The organism is Amycolatopsis sp. N2S4-7, from assembly GCF_058119595.1.
In genome coordinates this window covers 5,355,373-5,374,314 of the sequence record NZ_CP172299.1, presented here as the reverse complement: position 1 = coordinate 5,374,314, position 18,942 = coordinate 5,355,373, and the positions used below count along the sequence as shown (strand labels likewise).

Here is an 18,942-nt window from a genome sequence, read left to right as displayed (position 1 = left end):
GTGTCGAGCCGATTTCAGGCCAGCAAAGCCTGGACCGCCGCGGGGGCGTCGGCGACCGCGACCGGGTTCTGCTCCCGCGTCGCCAGGCTCCGGACCGTGACGTTCCCCGCCGCCCAGTCCTCCTGGCCGACGATCACGACCGCGGCCGCGCCCGCCTTGTCCGCGCGGGCCAGTTCCTTGCCCAGCTTGCGGTGCTCGATCGGCGTCGACGTCCGCAGCCCGGCCGCGCGCAGCGACGTCGCGACCGAGCGAGCCGCGTCCGAGAGGTCCTCGGTCACCGGGATCACCATGACGTCGACCTCGCTGCGCGGTGCCGGTGTCAGGCCGTGCGTGTCGAGGAAGTCGATCAGCGTCACGTCGCCCATGCCGAAGCCGATGCCCGGGATCTGCTGCGGCGTGAACATCGACGCGAGGTCGCTGTAGCGGCCGCCGCCGAACAGGGCCCGGCGGTTCTCCGGCGAGGTGTCGAAGACCTCGAACACGGTCGACGTGTAGTACGCCAGCCCGCGCACGATCATCGGCTCGTACTTGACGAGCGAACCGGCGCTGCTGTTCAGGACGCGAACCAGGTTCGACTGCTCCCGCACCTCGGCCGGCAGCTCGTCGAGCAGGGCCTCGCCCGCGTCGAGCGTCTCGGCCAGCTTCTCGAACTGCTTGTCCGACAGGCCGATCTCCGCGGCGCTCTCCGCCAGCTTCTCGCGCGGGTACTTCTCCCAGCGGTCGACCAGGGCGAACACCTGGGCCAGGTGGTCTTCGGAGACGCCGGCGACGTCGGTCAGCGCCGACGTCAGCAGGTTCCGGTCGTTGACGCGCAGCACGAACATGTCCGGCGTCGCGCCGAGCGCGCCCATCATGTCGTGCACCAGCTCGAAGATCTCGATCTCGCAGTTGGCGCTGTCCGAGCCGAAGATGTCCGCGTTGATCTGCCAGTGCTCGCGGACGCGGCCGCGCTGCGGCGCCTCGTACCGGTGGCAGTTCGGGTGGCTGTACCAGCGCACCGGGAACGACAGCGACTTCGCGCTCCCGGCGATCATCCGCGCCACCGACGGCGTCATCTCCGGGCGCAGCGCCAGCCGCCGCCCGCCCTTGTCGGTGAGCGTGTAGAGCTGCTTGTCCGCGAGTTCCTGGCCGGACTTCCGCTCGTAGATCTCGGCCGATTCGAGGATCGGGCCGTCGTAGCGGAGGAAGCCGCGGCGCTCCAGGACGTCGTAGAGATGCCCGAAGACCTGGGTACGCACGGACATTTCGGCGGGCAGGAAGTCCCGGGTCCCCTTGTAGGGCGCGGTCGGCAGGTATTCAGGCACGTCACCCAGCTTAACGACCGGCGCTCAGGCGAAAGCGACCCCGTACGCCGTGAGCAGCGTCGCGGTGCCCAGGAACACCGCGCCGGCGGACGTCACGCGGCCGCCGAGCCTGCCCCGGCCCGGGATCAGGTGGAGGAAAAATCCCCCCGATTGGGCGAGGATCCCGAACAGCAGCAGGAAGCAGGTGATCCACAGCGTCGGGCCGGGCAGCGTCGTGCGGCTGAGGATCTGCAACGCGACCAGGGCGAGGAGCAGCAGGACGCCGGCGTGGGCGTGGCCGGCGCGGAACATCGCGCGCTGGTGCTCGGTGAGCTTCCGGTCGCGCAGGACGCCCATCAGCGCGTAGCCGCCGTACATCACGGTCGGCAGCGAAACCAGGGCGATCACCGTGAACAGCTGGGTCGGTCCGTGCATGGGGACTCCTTCGATCGAGTGGCCCTAGCGTAACACTGTTTTAAAACGCTGTCACCAAAGCGGGCACTCCCCGGTCGGGGACCTAGGCTTCCTGGCCCCGGGCCAGCACGAGCAGCGGGTTGCGGAGGGCCGAGAGCGACGCCAGCGGGTCACCTTCGACGACGAGGACGTCCGCGGCGAGCCCGGCCTCGAGGCGTCCGGTCACCGAGCCGAGCCCGAGCCCGGCCGCGCTGTCTTCGGTCGCGATCTCGAGGATCCGGCGCCGGGGGAAACCGAGCCATTCGTAGAGCTCCAGTGCGCCGACCGGGTCGTCGAACACCGAGCCCGGCAGGCCCGCGTCGGTCCCGGCGAGCAGCCGGACGCCGTGCTCCTCGAGCCACGGCAGCCGTCCGTACATCGCCTGCGCGACGTCGTCGCCGAGCTTCTCGACGATCACCCGCCAGTTGCGGCTGCTCGTCGAGCACGCCGAGATGCCCTCGGCGGCCATCCGCTTCGCCACCGGCTCGCGCCGGTCGAAGGAGCGGGGTCCGGTCAGGAAACTGCAGTGCTCGACCGTCGACACCCCGGCCTCGACCGCCGCCTCGATCGCGTCGGCACCGTGGGCGTGCGCCGCCACGGGCAGCCCGTGGGCCGCCGCGTGCGCGACGATCAGGGAAAGCCGCCGGACGTCGAACTGCGACTCCCACATGTCGGCGCCGCCCTCGGTGATCTGGCCGCCGCTGGCCATCACCTTGATCACGTCCGCGCCGGCTTCGGCGTTTTCGTCGATCCGGGCGCGGATTTCGGCGTCCGACGCGGTGGCGCCGCCGAAGAAGTGGCAGTGCCCGCCCGGCACGGTGATCGGCGGACCGGAAACGAGCAGCCGCGGTGCCGCGGAACCCTCGAACGTGTGACGGACGGCGGCGCCGAGGTGCCCGCGGTCCCCGAGGTCCCGCACGGTCGTGACCCCGCTGCGCAGCAGCTGCCGGACCCGCGCGCGAGCGCCTTCCCACGGCGAGGAGTCCGCCTCGAAGTGCGCGAGCATTTCGCGCGTCGCGTCGAACGCCAGGTGCACGTGGGCGTTGCACAGCCCGGCGAGCGCGGTGCCGGTCGGGAAGTCGCGCCGCTCGGCGCCGGGCGCGGCCTGCGCGACGACGTCCGCGCGCGGGCCGGCCGCCACGATCACGCCGTCGCGCACCAGCACGGCGCCGTCTTCGACCGGTGCCGACGGCCGCGGCAGCACCCGCCCGGCGGTGATCACGAGGTCCACGTCAGTTTCCGTTCGCCATCGCGGCCGACAGCGCGAGCAGCGGCCGGACGTCGGATTCGATGTCGTCGGCCCGGGCGGGCAGGACCTGCTTGGCGCGGCCGTCGCTGGCCTCGCCCGCCGCGTGCCGCTCCAGCGCCGTCTTCAGCGCGGCCGCCGCGGCACCGGGATCGCTGGCGACAACCTCGCCGAAGTCCGCGTCCAGGTACGGCGACAGCTGCACCAGGCCGTCCCGGATCTCGATCACCCGGCGGTAGTACACGCGGTGGACGCTGCGCGGCGAAAGCCGCTCGCCGCGGCCGCGCGGCGGCGTCCGCAGCACGATGCTGGGGAACGCGCGGACCAGGACCGTCCACAAGGGAGCGAGCGCCTCGTGCTCGCGCCGGTGCTGACGGCGTCGCCGCAGGGCCGAGACCCGCGCCCGCACCCCGGGGTAGGTGACGCCGGCGAGGAACAGCATCCCGCCGAGGATCACGAAGGGCACGCCGAGCAGCAGGAGGATCTTCACGACCGGGCCGAACGCCCACGCCACCACGATGTACAGCGCGCGGAAGACACTACCCACCGCCGCGCTGGCCAGGCCGAACGCGCCCAGCCGCAGGCCGATCCGCAGGTTCCGGTCGGCCACCCGCTGGTACCGCACGATCCAGGCCGTGCAGGCGATCAGCCCGTAGATCAGGTACAGCCCGGCACCGAGGTAGAACACCGCGATCCCGCTGTCGTGGATCGTCGACGGCCCCAGCGGGAGCCCCCGCAGCTCGGGTGGTGTCAAGGCCATCGCGACAACCATCAGCGTGATCGTCGCCGCCAGCGGCACCAGCTCCACCGCCACCCGGCGGTACCGCCGTGGCCCCAGCGCCGAGCCGAGGAAGAAGATCACCAGCGCGCAGAGGCCGCACGCCAGCAGGGCGTTGTTGGCCACCCGCGCCGCGCCCCGGCCGACGACCGCGTCGACCTCGTCGGAGATCACCGTCTGCTGCAGCAGGAACGCGGCCGCGAACCCGGCCACGCACGCCGTGACGGCCCAGTTCGGCACCGTCGGCGCGCGTGCGACCTGGTAGATCCGCCACGCCAGGGCAGCGGCGAACAGCACCATCGCGATCAGGTTCACGGGGCTGCTGCGCCTTTCGTCACCAATCCGGCCACAGTCACGGCCGGATAGCTTTCGTAGCAATGGTCACGTGCCGCTCGGGGAGCGGCCTGCTTTTGGTCGGATTGGTCAGAAGTGTGCTCACAACCACCCTTGGTGATCGCCGAGCGCCCCCTGGATCCGGCGGAGATCCCGGTCAGCGGCGCGCCGGGGGATCGTGTAGTTCAGGACCGACGCCCATTCGAGGATGATCGTCGCGACCGTTTCGGCTTCCCACTCGTGCGCGTCATCGTAGGACGAGCGGCGCAGTGCGCGGTGTACGGCATCCGGGTCAAGATCGGGAGCGGGGCCGCGCAGGAAGTCGGCCGGCTCGGCGTCGCCGTGCGGGTGGTGGTCGGCCAGCATGTGCCCGAGCTCGTGCAGGATGATGTGGTCCTGGTGCGATTTCGTCGTCTCGGCCTGGTAGAAGATGTAGTCGGCGGACGACGTCGCGATCCAGCAGCCGAACGGCCCCGGCACCTCCAGCGGGTAGGCCATCAGCCGGATCGGCTTCCCGCGCTGGTCGCCCAGCCGCGCGCACAGCACCTCGACGTCCAGCGGCGGCCCGATGTCCAGCTGTTTCAGCAGCTTCCGGCACCGGCGGCGCAGCTCGCGTTCCTTCATCGCGGCGCGTCCTCGGGGTTGCGGCCCTCGCGTTCGGCCCGTTCGTAGCGCTCGACGAGCTCCAGCAGGTCCATCACCTGCCGCCGTCCCTGCGGCGACAGCTCCTGGGCGCGCATCGCCATCAGCTGCGCTTCGCCTGCCGGCGCGGCGGCCACCTCTTCGTCGAAGAAGTACGTCACCGGCACCCCGAACAGCTTCGCCAGCGCCTCGACGTAGTGGATCTTCGGGTTGACCCGCTTGCCGGTCGCGAGCTGCTGCAGGTAGGCGGGCGACATCGCCGGCCCGCCCGCCCGCTCCACGGCGGCCGAGATCTCCCGGTAGCTGTGCGGCGCGCGGCCGTCCACCCGAGCGGCCTCGATCAGGGCGCTCAGGCGCTCCGCGAAGGTGCGTTCCCGTGGCATACCCGCCCCCTAGCAATCCAGCAGTGAAAATACTAGCCGGGAAACCACTGTACGCACATGTTGACAGCTGACGTATGCAGTGGTTTACAGTTGGCTCGTCTCTCGCCTGGCGATCCGTACCCTGGGGGTGTACGGAACCGCCCAGGCGAGAGTCTCCTCGCGCCTCCGGCTCGTCATGATCGGCCGTCTGTAGTACGCTTTGGAAGCCAAGGTCGATCGCCCTCGTGGCGAACCCTTGGTTACGGCCTGTCGCCGGAGGTCGACCCCCAGGGCTTCCGGTGACAGGCTCCTTTTTGGCCCAGCACCCCTGCTCAGGTCATCAGCGTGGCGGCCAGCGTGCCGCCCAGCTCCGTGCACGCGTCCAGGATCATCTTGTCCGGCTCACCCGTCGTGATCACCGGGTCCGCCGCCTTCACCCACGCGAGCCCCGTCGTGATGGCCAGCAGCTGCCGTTCCGTCCCCGACGTGTCGCTGTTGCCGTGAATCCAGTACCCGAACGGGCGACCTCGGGTCGCGTCCAGGCACGGGTAATAGACCGTGTCGAAGAAGTGCTTCAACGCGCCGCTCATGCTGCCGAGGTTCGCCGGCGTGCCCAGCAGGTAGCCGTCCGCTTCGAGGACGTCCGGGACCGTCGCCGCCAGTGCCGCGCGGCGGACGACCTCCACCCCTTCGACGTCCGGGTGCGAAGCGCCCGCCAGCACGGCCTCGAACAGCGCCTGCGTCGACGGCGACGGCGTGTGGTGCACGATCAGCAACCTCGGCATCAGGCGAGCAGCTCCTCGATGTCTGCCCGCAACGCCGTCAGCCGCGCCGAAGCCGCCGCCCGCGCGTCCGCCAGGGAGCCCGTCACCGGGGCCACCACCTGCAGGTACGCCTTCAGCTTCGGTTCGGTCCCGGACGGCCGGACCACCACCCGGACGCCCTCGCCGGTCAGGCGCAGCACGTCCGCGTCCGGCAGCAGGTCCTCCAGCGCGACCTCGACGCCGCCGAGCCGCGACGGCGGCGTCTCCCGCACCTTCGCCATCAGCTGCCCGCGGACGGCCAGGTCCGTGACCCGCAGCGAAACCTGGTCCGTCAGGTGGACGCCGTGGCGTTGCGCCAGCTCGTCGAGGACGTCCAGCGGTGTGCGGCCCCGCGCCTTGAGCTGGGCGGCGAGCCCGGCCGCCATCGTCGCGGCGGCGATGCCGTCCTTGTCCCGCACGAAACCCGGGTTGACGCACAGGCCGAGGGCCTCTTCGTAGGCGAACACGAGGTCGTCGCCGGCCCGCACCAGCCACTTGAACCCGGTCAGCGTCTCGGCGTAGCGGGCGCCTTCGGCCTTCGCGATCTCGCCCAGCATCGACGACGACACGATCGTGGTGGCCACCAGCGGGTCCGGCACGAGCGTACGGTCCACAGTGGACAAGACGTGGGAGCCGAGCAGCACGCCCGTCTCGTCGCCGCGCAGCATGCGCCACGCGCCGTCCCGGTCGCGGACGCCGAGCGCGCACCGGTCGGCGTCCGGGTCGAGGGCGATCGCCAGGTCGGCGTCCACATCGGACGCCAGGGCCAGCAGCAGGTCCGTCGCCCCCGGTTCCTCCGGGTTCGGGAACGACACCGTCGGGAAGTCCGGGTCCGGTGCGGCCTGGTCGGCGACCAGGTGCAGGTCGGTGAACCCGGCGCGCTCGAACGCGGCGAGCAGCGTGTCGGCGCCGACGCCGTGCAACGCCGTCGCGGCCACCCGCACCGCGCGTTCGTGGCCCAACGGCAGCGTCGCGACCTCGTCGAGGTAGCGGTCCAGCAGGTCGACGACCTCGGCGCCGGCGGCGCGCGGCACGCTCACCGCGGCCGGCGCGGCCTGGATGGCGCGCTCGATCTCGCCGTCGGCGGGCGGCACGATCTGGCCGCCGGTCGCGTCGTAGAGCTTGTACCCGTTGTCCGCCGGGGGATTGTGCGACGCGGTGATCTGGATCCCGGCCACCGCGCCGAGCCGCCCGACGGCGAACGCGAGCACCGGGGTCGGCAGCGGCCGCGGGAACACCTTGACGTCGAAGCCGGCGGCGGCGAGCACCTCGGCGGCCGCGGTGGCGAAGGCTTCCGAGCCGTGCCGCGCGTCGCGGCCGACGACGACCAGCGCGCCGGCGTGCCCGTGCGCCTTCAGCCACTCAGCCACCCCGGCCGTCGTGCGCGTGACGACGGCGACGTTCATCCCGTTCGGCCCGGCGCGCACCGGCCCGCGCAGGCCGGCGGTGCCGAACTCCAGGGGCCCGGCCATCCGGTCGGCCAGCTCGGCGGCGGCGTCCGGTTCGCCGCCCATCGCCTTCGCGAGGACGTCCTGCAGCTCGGCGCGGGTGGTGTCGTCCGGGTCGTCGGCGATCCAGCGGAACGCGGCGTCGCGCAGCGTGGAGGTCAAAGTCACCGCGCCAGCCTACGGGCTAGGGTCGGGGGAGTGCGCTTGCTCTTCACCTCACTGGGGTCCTTCGGTCACACGTTCCCGCTCGTCCCGCTGGCGGTCGCCGCGCGCGACGCGGGCCACGACGTCGTCTTCGCCACCTCCGGAGACTTCCTGCCGGAACTGAGGAAAGCCGGGCTCGAGACGGCGGCCGCCGGGCTCGCCATCAAGGACGCCTTCGGCCAGGTGTTCGCCGAGTCCGGGCCGCCCGGCCCGCGGCGCCCGCCGGGCGAGATCCCGCCGGAGGTGCTGGCGCCGATCGTCGCGAAGGTGTTCGGCGAGGTCATGCCGCGGCGGTTCGTCGCCGACCTGGTTCCGCTGTTCGAGCACGTCCGGCCCGAGCTCGTCGTGAACGAGTTCGGCAACGCGGGCGGGTCGTTCGCCGCGGTCAAGGCCGGGATTCCGCTGGTGTCGCACGGTTTCGGCCGGGTGTCGACCGGCGACCCGATGGTCACGGAGATCCGGGCCGCGATCCGCGAGCAGGGTGCCGCGCTGGGGATCGAGGCCGGCGACGACGAGCCGTTCCTCGACATCTGCCCGGAATCGGTGCAGGACCCGGACTTCCGGACGCGCACCCGCCGCGTCCCGCTGCGCCCGGTCGGCTGGAGCGAGCCGGGCGAACTGCCGTCGGGCGTGCTCGACCGGTCGCGGCCCCTGGTGTACCTGACGCTCGGCACCGCGATGGGGCACGCGGGCGTCTTCGGCGCGGCGATCGCCGGTCTGTCCGGTTTGGACGTCGACGTCCTGGTCGCCACCGGTCCGACGGTCGACCCGGCCGTCATCGGCGAGGTGCCGCCGAACGTCCGGCTCGAGGCGTGGGTCCCGCAGGCGGCGCTGCTCCCGCACGTGGACCTGGTGGTCCACCACGGCGGCAGCGGCACGACGCTCGGCGCGTTCGGCGCGGCCCTCCCGCAGCTGCTGCTGCCGCAGGGGGCCGACCAGTTCAGCAACGCGGACGCGGTCCTGGCGGCCGGGGTCGGCGACCGCCTGCTCGGCGCCGAAGTCACGGCCGAGGCGGTGGCCGCGAAAGCGCGGCACCTGCTCACGGACACCGCGGTCCGCGACGCGGCCCGTGCCCTCGCGGCCGAAGTCGCGGCCATGCCGTCCCCGGCCGAGGTGGCGGCCCAGCTCCCGGCCCTGATCTGAGGCACGTCTCCGGACACGCGAGTCCCGGATTCGATCACGCGAGTGCGTGATCGAATCCGGGACTCGCGTGATCGGGGCCGGAAGTCAGGCGCGGGTGACCAGCTCGCGCAGCAGGGAGCCCATCTTGGTCGCCGCCGCGCGGCCCGCTTCCAGGACCTCCTGGTGGTTCAGCGGTTCGCCGGTCATGCCCGCGGCGAGGTTCGTCACCAGCGACAGGCCGAAGACCTCGACGCCGGCCGCGCGGGCGGCGATGGCCTCCAGGACCGTCGACATGCCGACCAGGTCCGCGCCCAGCGTGCGCAGCATCCGGATCTCCGCCGGCGTCTCGAAGTGCGGCCCCACCAGGCCCGCGTAGACGCCCTCTGCCAGCGCCGGGTCGATCTCCCGGGCGATGTTCCGCAGCCGTGCCGAGTACAGGTCCGTCAGGTCGACGAAGTTCGCGCCGACGATCGGCGAGCGCGCGGTCAGGTTCAGGTGGTCCGAGATCAGCACCGGCTGGCCCACCTGGAAGCCCTCGCGCAGCCCGCCCGCCGCGTTCGTCAGCAGCACCGACCGGACGCCGGCCGCCGCGGCGGTGCGCACGTTGTGCACCACCTGGTCGACGCCCTTGCCCTCGTAGAAGTGCGTGCGTCCCAGCATGACCAGGACGTTCTTGTCGCCGACGCGCAGCGAGCGGATGGTGCCGCCGTGGCCCACCGCGCCGGGCGTGGTGAAGCCGGGCAGTTCGGCGAACGGGATCTCCGTCTCGCACTCCCCGATGACGTCCGCCGCCGGGCGCCAGCCCGATCCCAGGACCACCGCGATGTCGTGCGCGTCCACGCCGGTGCGCTTGGCGATGGCGGCCGCGGCCTCGTGTTCACTCATGCCCGCGAGCGTAACCGGGCACTTCGCACCGCCAGGAACGCGACCAGCCCGAACGGCGAGAGGAAGATCGTCAGCACCAGGATCGGGCTCACGATCCACGGCGAGATCTCCCGCGACCGCGCCTCGAAGTACACCCACCGGGCGATGAACAGGTCGAACGCGATGAGGTGCGCCCAGACCAGACCGGCACCCCACGGCGTCGCGAGCAGCCCCTGCAGCACCCCGAGGTCCGGCGAGAGCATCGCCCGTCCCCACTCGCCGAGGTGCGGCACCGCGAGCCCGAAGTAGCAGACCAGCGGGAGCAGTGGCACCCACGGCGACGCCATGATCCGCGCCGTCCAGCGCCACTTCGGCGCCAGGACCATCAGCGCCCAGAACGGCGCGGCCAGCGGGAACGCCAGTGCGAACAGCGTCATCGGACCGCCACCCGCGACGGGACGCGGACCGCGGCCACCGCGCCCAGCGCGACCAGGCCTGCCAGCAGGGTGCCCGCGCCCAGCGTCGCCGCGTCCGGGTGCACGATCGACTGCGCCCGCAGCGCCTGCCACGTCAGCAGGGCGATCAGTCCCGCGTAGCCGGCCGCACCGACCAGGACCAGCCGGGCGCGGACGACGTCGTCCCGCAGCCGCGGGAAGCGGGCGGCCAGTGCCGCGAGCGCGATGGCCAGCAGCGGCAGCGCCTGCAGGGCGTGCAGGCCGGCGAAGTGCGGGATCCGCAGGTCGCCCGCCACCGTGCTCCAGCCGAGGATGGGCAGGCCGGGGCCGCCGTCGACGAGCCCGACGGTGTGCGCGCCGACCATGTCCGGCGTGCCGCCGGTCTTCCACTGCGCTAGCTGCTGCGCGGTCGGGTTCGTCATCAGGATGCCCAGGGAGATCCCCACGAGCGAGAGCACGGCGCCGGCGCGGACGGCCCAGAAGCTCGCCCGGTCCTCGACCTTCGTGATCATCACCAGCACGGTCAGGACGAGCGTCGCCACCCACAGGCCCATGATCATCTTGCCCATGACGTTGTAGATCGCGGCGTCCTGCGGGGTCGCGATGTTGAAGTGGCTGGCGTGGCCCCGCGCGGCCTGGAACACCAGCAGGACGTACTCGGCGGCGAAGATCAGGACCAGGAGGTTCGTGAGCCAGGACGCCGTGCGCCGGAACCGCGGCAGCAGCGAGACGAGCCAGCTCCAGGTGGCGAAGTAGACCGCGCCCGAGACCGCGAACTTGAACGGCTTGGCCCAGATCGGCGCGCCGGCGAGGGTGCGCTGGTCGACGAGCAGCGCGGCGACGCAGAGCACCGCCACCACCCCGTAGGCGGCGGCCGCGACCGCGGACGGCCGGTGCCACCCGCGCGTTCTGCTCCGGAGATCGGCAAGGATGGTCATGGTTCCTCCCAGAATGGATAGTCAAGCTCTCCGTTATGGGAAGCTAAACTATCCATACTGAGATGTCTTCAGGGTTGCCCCCGAGTCCGACCCTGGGATCGGAGCGAGTGCGCATGCGGATGGCCGAACTGAGCGCCGAGTCCGGGGTGCCGGTCGCGACCGTCAAGTACTACCTGCGCGAAGGCCTGCTCCCGCCCGGGGAGCGCACCAGCCCGAACCAGGCCCGGTACTCCGCGGCGCACGTCCAGCGGCTGCGGCTGATCAAGGCGCTCACCGAGGTCGGCGGGCTGACGCTGGCCTCGGTCGGCGCCGTGCTGAGCGCGATCGACGACGACGAAACCCCGCACCAGACGATGGGCGTCGTCCAGCAGGAGCTGGCCGGGCCCGCGCCGACGGTGTCCGACGAGGCCGCCGGGTGGGCGACCGGGCTGCTCGAGGACCTCGCCGGCCGCCACGGCTGGAAGTGGCACGAACACGGGCTCGGGAACGCCGAGGTCGCCAACCTCGTCGCCGCGCTGGCCACGGCGAAGGAGCTCGGCCACGAGGAGCTGGCCGGACGGCTCGACGAGTACGTCCACCTGGCCATGCGCGTCGCCGAACTCGACGTCGAGGTGGTGACCGGGCTGACCTCGGTCGACAAGATCATCGAAGCCGGGCTGATCGCCACCGTGCTCGGCGACCGGATCTTCGCCGGGCTGCGCCACCTCGCCCAGGAGCAGGTGTCCCGCGAGGTGCTCGGCGGGCGGTCCCGCTAGTCGGAGACGCTCAGCGAGGGCGCGATGCGGTCGAAGACGTCCCGCCGGGCCGTGTTCTCCTGCTCGGACGGCGCGGTGACGGAGAGGAGCCACAGGCTGGTGTCCGCCCGGACCAGGTTCACGAACGTCACGCGGGTGCCCCCGCCGCCGTCGCTTTCGGGCAGGGCGCCGCCTTCGGCCAGCCGGTAGGTCAGCGTCGTGCCCTTGCCGTCCGGCAGCGGCGACGGCGGGAAGAGCTCGAAGGCGTTGCCGGGGTAGGACTGCTTCAGCCAGGTGATGTACTCGTCGTCGTCGAACTTGGGGAAGTAGTTCGCCAGCCGTTCCAGCCGCAGCGACCGGCGGCCGTCGGGCGAGACGTACTGGACGACCGTGCTCGCCCCGAACCGGGTGGCGTGCGGGGCGACGAACTTCTGCCAGCCCTGCGGCACGTCGAGGCCGAACTGCCCGCCGTCACCGGTCGCGTAGCTCGCGTCACCGGTCTGGCGCACCAGCGTCGGCGCGGGCACCTCGGTGGGCCCGTTCGGCGTGCTCCGCGGCTCGGCGGCCGGGGGCAGCAGCGGCTGCCCGCCGACCGTCCTGGCCAGCGCGAACCCGCCGCCGGCGGCGAGGAGGAAGAGCAGGATCGCCACGGCGACGAGCACGGCGGTGGCCGCGGCGCTGCGGTGCGCGGGCCGCGGCGGCGGGACGAAGACCGTCGGCGGGTCCGTGGCCGGCGCCGGGGCGGGCGGGCGCAGGAACGGCAGCGGGCCCGGGTCGGTGGCGAGTTCGCTGCTCGACCCCTCGGCGTTCTTCTCCGCCTTGTCCTTGTCCTTCTCGGGCAGGACGGTCTTGATCACCTGGGTGTCGGTGGCGTCCGGCTGCGCGGACGTCTTCTTGCCGTCGGGGGTGTGGAACAGCTCGGAGCCGAAGAGGTCGAGCGGGGTCTTCGACTGCAGCGGGTAGAGGCGGTGCCGGACCTCGCGCAGGGTGATCCGCTTGCCCGGTTCCTTCCGCATCAGCGCGCCGATGACGTCGGCGAGCGGGCCGGCCTTCGGCTTGGGCACCTTCCCGTTGACGACCTTGCCGACGGTCTCCAGCGGGTCGCCGTCGGCGTCGTACGGCGGCGCGCCCTCGACCGCCGCGAACAGCGTCGCGCCGAGGCCCCAGAGGTCCGCGGCCGGCGTGACGGCGCCGCCGGAGGCGACCTCCGGCGCGATGTAGGCGGGGGAGCCGAGCATGATCCCGGTGCGGGTCATGGTCGCTTCGGAGACGTTGCGGGCGATGCCGAAGTCGGTCAGCTTGATCCGGCCGTCGCTGGCGACCAGGACGTTGCCCGGCTTGACGTCGCGGTGGGTGATCCCGGCGGCGTGCGCGGCTTCGAGCGCGGACGCCACGGCGATGCCGACCGCGGCGGCCTGCTCGACGGTCAGCGGCCCGTGGTCGCGCAGGATGTGCGCCAGGCTGCGTGACGGCAGCAGCTCCATGACCACGAACGGCTGGTCGTCCTCGCGGGCGACGTCGTGCAGGATGATCACGTTCGGGTGGGACAGCACGGCGATCGCGCGCGCCTCGCGCAGCGTCCGCTCCCGCAGCTCGTCCGCCTGCGACGCCGGGATGCCCGGCGGCACCTTCATCTCCTTGACGGCGACCTGCCGGTGCAGGAACTCGTCGTAGGCCGACCAGACGGTGCCCATCGACCCGGAGCCGAGCACCGAACGCAGCCGGTAGCGACCGGCGACCACTCGTGTCTCTTCGCTGGAGGGGGGCACGGGCCAATTGTGGCGTACGCGACCGGCGGTCCGGACGCAGCGTGCGCGTTCGGGCCCCTAACGTGCCCCCTAGCGCGACTAGAGTCACAGGTCGGGCGCGGCGAGTGCCTCTACCATCACTGGGTATGACTGAAGTGGCCGGTCCGGAGTCAGCGCCGATCTCCGAACTCGACCTCGCGGCCGAGTTCCCCCAGGCGACGCGCGAGCAGTGGCAGGAGCTCGTCGCCGGGGTCCTGCGCAAGAGCGGCAAGCTGCCCGAGGACTTCACGGGCGCCCCCGAGAGCAAGCTCGTCACGCGGACCTACGACGGCATCGAGATCCAGCCGCTGTACACGGCGGACGACGTACCGGACGACCTCGGCTTCCCCGGCCTGCCGCCCTTCGTGCGCGGCGCACGCCCCGAAGGGCACGTCAGCACCGGCTGGGACGTCCGGGCGCGGTTCACCGGCGACGACGCCCGCGCGGTCAACCGGGCGGTCCTCGCCGACCTCGAAGGCGGCGTGACGTCGATCTGGCTCTCGGTGCCGCCCGCGTCCCTGGCCGACGCGCTCAACGAGGTCCACCTCGACCTGGCGCCGGTGGTGCTGGACGCCGGCGCGTCGTACGAAGCCGCCGCCGAAGCGCTGTTCGAGCTGTTCGCCGAGCGCGAGATCCCGGCCAGCGAAGCCACCGCCGTCCTCGGCGCCGACCCGATCGGGCTCGCCGCGCGCACCGGCTCGGCCGTCGCGCTGGAACCGGCCGCCGCGCTCGGCGCGCGTGTCGCCGGGAAGTACCCGAAGGTGCGCACGATCGTCGCCGACGGCCTGCCGTTCCACGAAGCCGGCGGCTCGGACGCGCAGGAGCTGGGCGCGCTCGTCGCGGCCGGCGTCACCTACCTGCGTTCGTTGACCGACGCGGGCCTGGACGTCGAGGCCGCGGCCGGGCAGCTGGAGTTCCGGCTCGCCGCGACCGCCGACCAGTTCTCCACCATCGCGAAGCTGCGCGCGGCGCGCCGGCTGTGGGCGCGCGTCGCCGAGGTGTGCGGCTTCTCCTCGCCGATGCGCCAGCACGCCGTGACGTCGCCGGCGATGCTGACCCGGCGCGACCCCTGGGTGAACATGCTGCGGACGACGGTCGCCTGCTTCGGCGCGGGCGTCGGCGGCGCGGACGCGGTCACCGTGCTGCCGTTCGACGCGGCCATCGGCCGTCCCGACGCCTTCTCCGCGCGGGTCGCCCGCAACACCCACGCCGTGCTGCTGGAGGAGTCCAAGCTGGCCGGCGTCGTCGACCCGGCGGGCGGCTCCTGGTACGTCGAGAAGCTCACCGACGACCTGGCCCGCGCCGCGTGGGCCGAGTTCACCGCGATCGAGGCGGCGGGCGGCCTGGTGGCCGAGCTCGCGTCCGGCGCGCTGGCCGGGCGGCTGGCGTCGACGTGGGAGAAGCGCTCCTCGCGGATCGCGACCCGGCGTGACCCCCTCACCGGCGTCAGCGAGTTCCCGAACCTCGCCGAGAAGCCCGTGGTCCGGGAGCCGGCGGAGTTCCCTGTGGACGGCGGTCTGCCGCGGCACCGGTACGCCGAAGGCTTCGAAGCGCTGCGGGACGCCTCCGACGCGTACCTCGCCGAGCACGGTTCGCGCCCGAAGGTCTTCCTGGCAACGCTGGGCCCGGTCGCCGCGCACACCGCGCGCGCCGGGTTCGCCGCCAACCTGTTCCAGGCGGGCGGGCTCGAAGCCGTCAACCCGGGGGCGACGGACGACCTGCCCGGCGCGTTCCGCTCGAGCGGGGCGCGGATCGCCTGCATCTGCGGCACCGACGACGCCTACGCGGCGCAGGCGGCCGACGTCGCCGCGTCCCTCGGCGCCGAATACGTCTTACTGGCGGGCAAGGGTTCCTACGACGGCGTGGACGCCAACGTCTTCGCCGGCTGCGACGCCCTCGAAGTCCTCAACGGCCTGCACGCCAAGCTGGGAGTTGCGCGATGACCATCCCGAACTTCGCCGGCGTCGACCTCGGCACGCCTTCGCCGGGCGACCGCGACACGTGGGCGCGCGCGGTGGAAGCCGCCACCGGCAAGGGCCCCGACGCCCTGGCCTGGGAGACGCCGGAGGGCATCGGCGTCAAGCCGGTCTACACCGCCGCCGACCTGTCCGATGTGGACTTCCTGGGCACGTACCCGGGGATCGCGCCGTTCCTGCGCGGGCCGTACCCGACGATGTACGTCAACCAGCCGTGGACCATCCGCCAGTACGCCGGGTTCTCCACCGCCGAGGAGTCCAACGCCTTCTACCGGCGCAACCTCGCCGCCGGTCAGAAGGGCCTGTCGGTCGCCTTCGACCTGGCCACCCACCGCGGCTACGACTCCGACCACCCGCGCGTCTCCGGCGACGTCGGCATGGCGGGCGTCGCCATCGACTCCATCTACGACATGCGGCAGCTCTTCGACGGCATCCCGCTCGACAAGATGTCGGTGTCGATGACGATGAACGGCGCGGTGCTGCCGGTGCTCGCCCTGTACGTCGTCGCGGCCGAGGAGCAGGGGGTGAAGCCGGAGCAGCTCGCGGGGACCATCCAGAACGACATCCTCAAGGAGTTCATGGTCCGCAACACCTACATCTACCCGCCGCAGCCGTCGATGCGGATCATCTCCGACATCTTCTCCTTCACTTCGCAGCACATGCCGAAGTACAACTCGATCTCCATCTCCGGCTACCACATGCAGGAAGCCGGGGCGACCGCCGACCTGGAGCTGGCGTACACGCTGGCCGACGGCGTCGAGTACATCCGTTCGGGTGTCGACGCGGGGCTGAGCGTCGACAAGTTCGCGCCGCGGCTGTCCTTCTTCTGGGCGATCGGCATGAACTTCTTCATGGAGGTCGCGAAGCTGCGCGCGGCGCGTCTGCTGTGGGCGAAGCTGGTGAAGGACTTCAACCCTTCGTCCTCGAAGTCGCTGTCGCTGCGGACGCACTCGCAGACGTCGGGCTGGTCGCTGACCGCGCAGGACGTCTACAACAACGTCGTCCGCACCTGCGTCGAGGCGATGGCCGCGACCCAGGGGCACACGCAGTCGCTGCACACGAACGCCCTCGACGAGGCCCTCGCGCTGCCCACCGACTTCTCCGCGCGGATCGCGCGCAACACCCAGCTGCTGCTGCAGCAGGAGTCCGGCACCACGCGCGTGATCGACCCGTGGGGCGGCAGCGCCTTCGTCGAGAAGCTCACCTACGACCTCGCGCGCAAGGCGTGGGGCCACATCGCCGAGGTCGAGCAGGCCGGCGGCATGGCCAAGGCGATCGACGCGGGCATCCCCAAGCTGCGCATCGAGGAGGCCGCCGCGCGCACCCAGGCGCGCATCGACTCCGGCCGGCAGCCGGTGATCGGCGTCAACAAGTACCAGGTCACCGACGACATCGACATCGACGTCCTCAAGGTCGACAACGCCGGCGTCCGCGCCCAGCAGCTCGAGAAGCTGCGGCGGCTGCGGTCCGAACGCGACCCCGCCGCGACCGAGGACGCGCTGCGCCGGCTCACCGAGGGCGCCCAGCAGGGGGGCAACCTCCTCGAACTGGCCATCAACGCCGCCCGCGCGAAGGCCACGGTCGGCGAGATCTCCGACGCGCTCGAGAAGATCTGGGGCCGGCACTCCGGCCAGATCCGGACCATCTCGGGGGTGTACCGGGAGGAGGTGGGGAAGACGCAGAACGTCGAGAAGGCCCGCGCGCTGGTCGAGGAGTTCGCCGCGGAGGAGGGCCGGCGTCCCCGGATCCTCGTCGCGAAGATGGGCCAGGACGGCCACGACCGCGGCCAGAAGGTGATCGCCACCGGCTTCGCCGACCTCGGCTTCGACGTCGACGTCGGCCCGCTGTTCTCCACCCCCGCCGAGGTCGCCCGCCAGGCGATCGAGGCGGACGTGCACGTCGTCGGCGTCTCGTCGCTGGCCGCCGGGCACCTCTCGCTGGTGCCCGCGCTGCGGCACGAGCTCGCCGAGCTGGGCCGCGAGGACATCATGGTCGTCGTCGGCGGCGTCATCCCGCCGCAGGACTACCCGGCGCTGCGCGAGGCCGGTGCGGCGGCGATCTTCGGCCCCGGCACGGTGCTCGCGGACGCCGCCATCGACCTGCTCGGCCAGCTGACCGCGCAGGAGTCCTGACCCTTGCCCCGCAAGATCGACGTCTCCGCGTACGCCAAGGGGGTGCTCGCGGGCGACCGCGGGACGCTGTCGAAGGCGATCACGCTGGTCGAGTCGCAGCGCGAGGACCACCGGGCGCAGGCGCAGGAGCTGCTGGTCGAGCTGCTGCCGTCGTCCGGCGGCGCGCGGCGCGTCGGCATCACCGGCGTCCCCGGGGTCGGCAAGTCGACGTTCATCGACCAGCTGGGCACCGACCTGACCGCGGCCGGGCACCGCGTGGCCGTGCTGGCGGTGGACCCGTCGTCGACGCGCACCGGCGGGTCGATCCTCGGCGACAAGACGCGGATGGCGCGGCTGGCCGTCGACCCCCGCGCGTTCATCCGGCCGTCGCCGACGTCCGGGACCCTCGGCGGCGTCGCGCGGGCGACGCGCGAGACGATCGTGCTGATGGAGGCCGCCGGCTACGACATCGTGCTGGTCGAGACGGTCGGCGTCGGGCAGTCCGAGGTGACCGTGGCGAACATGGTCGACTGCTTCCTGTTCCTGACCCTGGCCCGCACCGGCGACCAGCTGCAGGGCATCAAGAAGGGCGTGCTGGAGCTCGCCGACGTCATCGCGGTCAACAAGGCCGACGGCGACCACGAGCGGGACGCCCGGCGGGCGGCGCGGGAGCTGGCCGGCGCCCTGCGGATGATCTACGGGCCGGAGGCGTCGTGGACGCCGCCGGTGCTGACCTGCAGCGGCCTGCACAACCTGCGTCTCGACGAAGTCTGGGGCGCGATCGAGAAGCACGGGGAGACGCTGACGGCGTCCGGCGAGCTCGAAGCGCGGCGCCGGCAGCAGCAGGTCGACTGGACCTGGGCGATGGTGCGCGAGCAGCTGCTCAGTCGCCTGGCGGTGCATCCGGACGTGCGAACGGTCGTTCCCGACGTCGAACGGGCGGTGCGGGACGGTGAACTGACGGCTACCCTCGGTGCGCAGCGGATCCTCGACGCGTTCGGTCCACCGCGTGGTGGCTGACGGACCGGGGGTTCGCGGGCAGAATGCCTGGTCGTGGCGAAGGGATGACATGGCGAAACTGCGGGGTCTGGTCCTGGTCGGGGTGCTCGGCGCGGTGCTGTTCACCGCGTCGCCGGCACTGGCCGAGCCGGTGCGTCCGGTGGCCGTGACGGTGACCGTGGCGCACGCGGGGGTGCTCGTCCCGGCGCAGACCGCCACGCCCGGCCCGGGCCCGGTGCTCGACCCGGCCCAGACCGACAAGGCGAACAGCGAAAAAACGAAGAACAAGCTGATCGCGGGCCTCGTGGCGGTGGTTTTGCTCGCCATCGTCGTCTGGGGCAGGCGGATCCGTTCGAAGAAGGCGAAGAGTTCGTGAGGCGTTCGGCTTTGCCGAACTCGTGCAC

The 18,942-nt window shown here is 72.3% G+C and carries 18 protein-coding genes; 6 read left to right on the top strand and 12 right to left on the bottom strand.

Annotated features, from left to right (window positions below; all coding sequences use genetic code 11):
- Positions 1 to 14 precede the first annotated feature (14 nt).
- From hisS to ACH54P_RS24915, 8 genes are all read right to left on the bottom strand, one after another.
- Positions 15 to 1,304 (bottom strand): histidine--tRNA ligase, encoded by a 1,290-nt coding sequence (gene hisS / locus ACH54P_RS24950; protein WP_489905803.1) that lies wholly within the window; start codon positions 1,302 to 1,304, stop codon positions 15 to 17.
- 24 nt (positions 1,305 to 1,328) lie between these two features.
- Positions 1,329 to 1,718, bottom strand: coding sequence for a hypothetical protein (locus tag ACH54P_RS24945; protein ID WP_489905802.1), 390 nt, complete (start codon positions 1,716 to 1,718; stop codon positions 1,329 to 1,331).
- 82 nt (positions 1,719 to 1,800) lie between these two features.
- Positions 1,801 to 2,967: an amidohydrolase family protein gene (locus ACH54P_RS24940; protein WP_489905801.1), complete on the bottom strand. Its 1,167-nt coding sequence runs from the start codon at positions 2,965 to 2,967 to the stop codon at positions 1,801 to 1,803.
- A 1-nt stretch (position 2,968) separates the two neighbouring features.
- Entirely contained in the window at positions 2,969 to 4,060 is a 1,092-nt protein-coding gene (locus ACH54P_RS24935) for an MAB_1171c family putative transporter (RefSeq protein ID WP_489916616.1), read from the bottom strand.
- 135 nt (positions 4,061 to 4,195) lie between these two features.
- A complete protein-coding gene (locus ACH54P_RS24930) occupies positions 4,196 to 4,717 on the bottom strand; it encodes a hypothetical protein (protein WP_489905800.1) in 522 nt (173 codons plus the stop codon).
- Complete coding sequence (locus tag ACH54P_RS24925; protein WP_489905799.1) at positions 4,714 to 5,118, bottom strand: XRE family transcriptional regulator; 405 nt, start codon at positions 5,116 to 5,118, stop codon at positions 4,714 to 4,716. Before ACH54P_RS24925 ends, ACH54P_RS24930 begins: the two co-directional genes overlap by 4 nt.
- A gap of 311 nt (positions 5,119 to 5,429) precedes the next feature.
- Positions 5,430 to 5,882 carry a flavodoxin family protein gene (locus ACH54P_RS24920; protein ID WP_489905798.1) on the bottom strand — a complete coding sequence of 151 codons (453 nt, stop codon included), beginning with the start codon at positions 5,880 to 5,882 and terminating at the stop codon, positions 5,430 to 5,432.
- Positions 5,882 to 7,516 carry a phospho-sugar mutase gene (locus ACH54P_RS24915; protein WP_489905797.1) on the bottom strand — a complete coding sequence of 545 codons (1,635 nt, stop codon included), beginning with the start codon at positions 7,514 to 7,516 and terminating at the stop codon, positions 5,882 to 5,884. The genes ACH54P_RS24920 and ACH54P_RS24915 overlap by 1 nt, the downstream gene beginning before the upstream one ends.
- Positions 7,517 to 7,546: 30 nt before the next feature.
- On the opposite strand from ACH54P_RS24915, the gene ACH54P_RS24910 reads away from it, so the two are divergent.
- Complete coding sequence (locus ACH54P_RS24910; protein WP_489905796.1) at positions 7,547 to 8,695, top strand: glycosyltransferase; 1,149 nt, start codon at positions 7,547 to 7,549, stop codon at positions 8,693 to 8,695.
- An 84-nt stretch (positions 8,696 to 8,779) separates the two neighbouring features.
- Here ACH54P_RS24910 and ACH54P_RS24905 read toward each other — a convergent pair whose 3' ends face one another.
- The 3 genes from ACH54P_RS24905 to ACH54P_RS24895 are packed head-to-tail and all read right to left on the bottom strand — an operon-like array spanning position 8,780 to position 10,931.
- The gene (locus ACH54P_RS24905) at positions 8,780 to 9,559 is read right to left on the bottom strand and encodes a purine-nucleoside phosphorylase (RefSeq protein WP_489905795.1); all 780 of its coding nucleotides are present in this window, start codon (positions 9,557 to 9,559) and stop codon (positions 8,780 to 8,782) included.
- The gene (locus ACH54P_RS24900; protein ID WP_489905794.1) at positions 9,556 to 9,975 is read right to left on the bottom strand and encodes an ABA4-like family protein; all 420 of its coding nucleotides are present in this window, start codon (positions 9,973 to 9,975) and stop codon (positions 9,556 to 9,558) included. The genes ACH54P_RS24905 and ACH54P_RS24900 overlap by 4 nt, the downstream gene beginning before the upstream one ends.
- Complete coding sequence (locus tag ACH54P_RS24895; protein ID WP_489905793.1) at positions 9,972 to 10,931, bottom strand: hypothetical protein; 960 nt, start codon at positions 10,929 to 10,931, stop codon at positions 9,972 to 9,974. The genes ACH54P_RS24900 and ACH54P_RS24895 overlap by 4 nt, the downstream gene beginning before the upstream one ends.
- Positions 10,932 to 11,044: 113 nt before the next feature.
- Here ACH54P_RS24895 and ACH54P_RS24890 point away from each other — a divergent pair, with 113 nt between their 5' ends.
- Entirely contained in the window at positions 11,045 to 11,686 is a 642-nt protein-coding gene (locus ACH54P_RS24890; RefSeq protein ID WP_489905792.1) for a MerR family transcriptional regulator, read from the top strand.
- Here the strand turns inward: ACH54P_RS24890 and ACH54P_RS24885 are convergent.
- Complete coding sequence (locus ACH54P_RS24885; RefSeq protein WP_489916614.1) at positions 11,683 to 13,407, bottom strand: serine/threonine-protein kinase; 1,725 nt, start codon at positions 13,405 to 13,407, stop codon at positions 11,683 to 11,685. The two genes, ACH54P_RS24890 and ACH54P_RS24885, sit on opposite strands and share 4 nt — an antisense overlap.
- A gap of 152 nt (positions 13,408 to 13,559) precedes the next feature.
- On the opposite strand from ACH54P_RS24885, the gene ACH54P_RS24880 reads away from it, so the two are divergent.
- Genes ACH54P_RS24880 through ACH54P_RS24865 form a run of 4 tightly spaced genes read left to right on the top strand, consistent with a single transcriptional unit; the run spans position 13,560 to position 18,914 of the window.
- On the top strand, positions 13,560 to 15,395 hold the full coding sequence (locus ACH54P_RS24880) for a methylmalonyl-CoA mutase family protein (protein WP_489905791.1): 1,836 nt from the start codon (positions 13,560 to 13,562) through the stop codon (positions 15,393 to 15,395).
- Positions 15,392 to 17,560 (top strand): methylmalonyl-CoA mutase, encoded by a 2,169-nt coding sequence (scpA, locus tag ACH54P_RS24875; RefSeq protein WP_489905790.1) that lies wholly within the window; start codon positions 15,392 to 15,394, stop codon positions 17,558 to 17,560. The genes ACH54P_RS24880 and scpA overlap by 4 nt, the downstream gene beginning before the upstream one ends.
- Positions 17,561 to 17,563: 3 nt before the next feature.
- A complete protein-coding gene (gene meaB / locus ACH54P_RS24870) occupies positions 17,564 to 18,559 on the top strand; it encodes a methylmalonyl Co-A mutase-associated GTPase MeaB (protein ID WP_489905789.1) in 996 nt (331 codons plus the stop codon).
- Positions 18,560 to 18,608: 49 nt separating this feature from the next.
- Positions 18,609 to 18,914 carry a hypothetical protein gene (locus ACH54P_RS24865; RefSeq protein WP_489905788.1) on the top strand — a complete coding sequence of 102 codons (306 nt, stop codon included), beginning with the start codon at positions 18,609 to 18,611 and terminating at the stop codon, positions 18,912 to 18,914.
- The last annotated feature ends 28 nt before the right edge of the window (positions 18,915 to 18,942 follow it).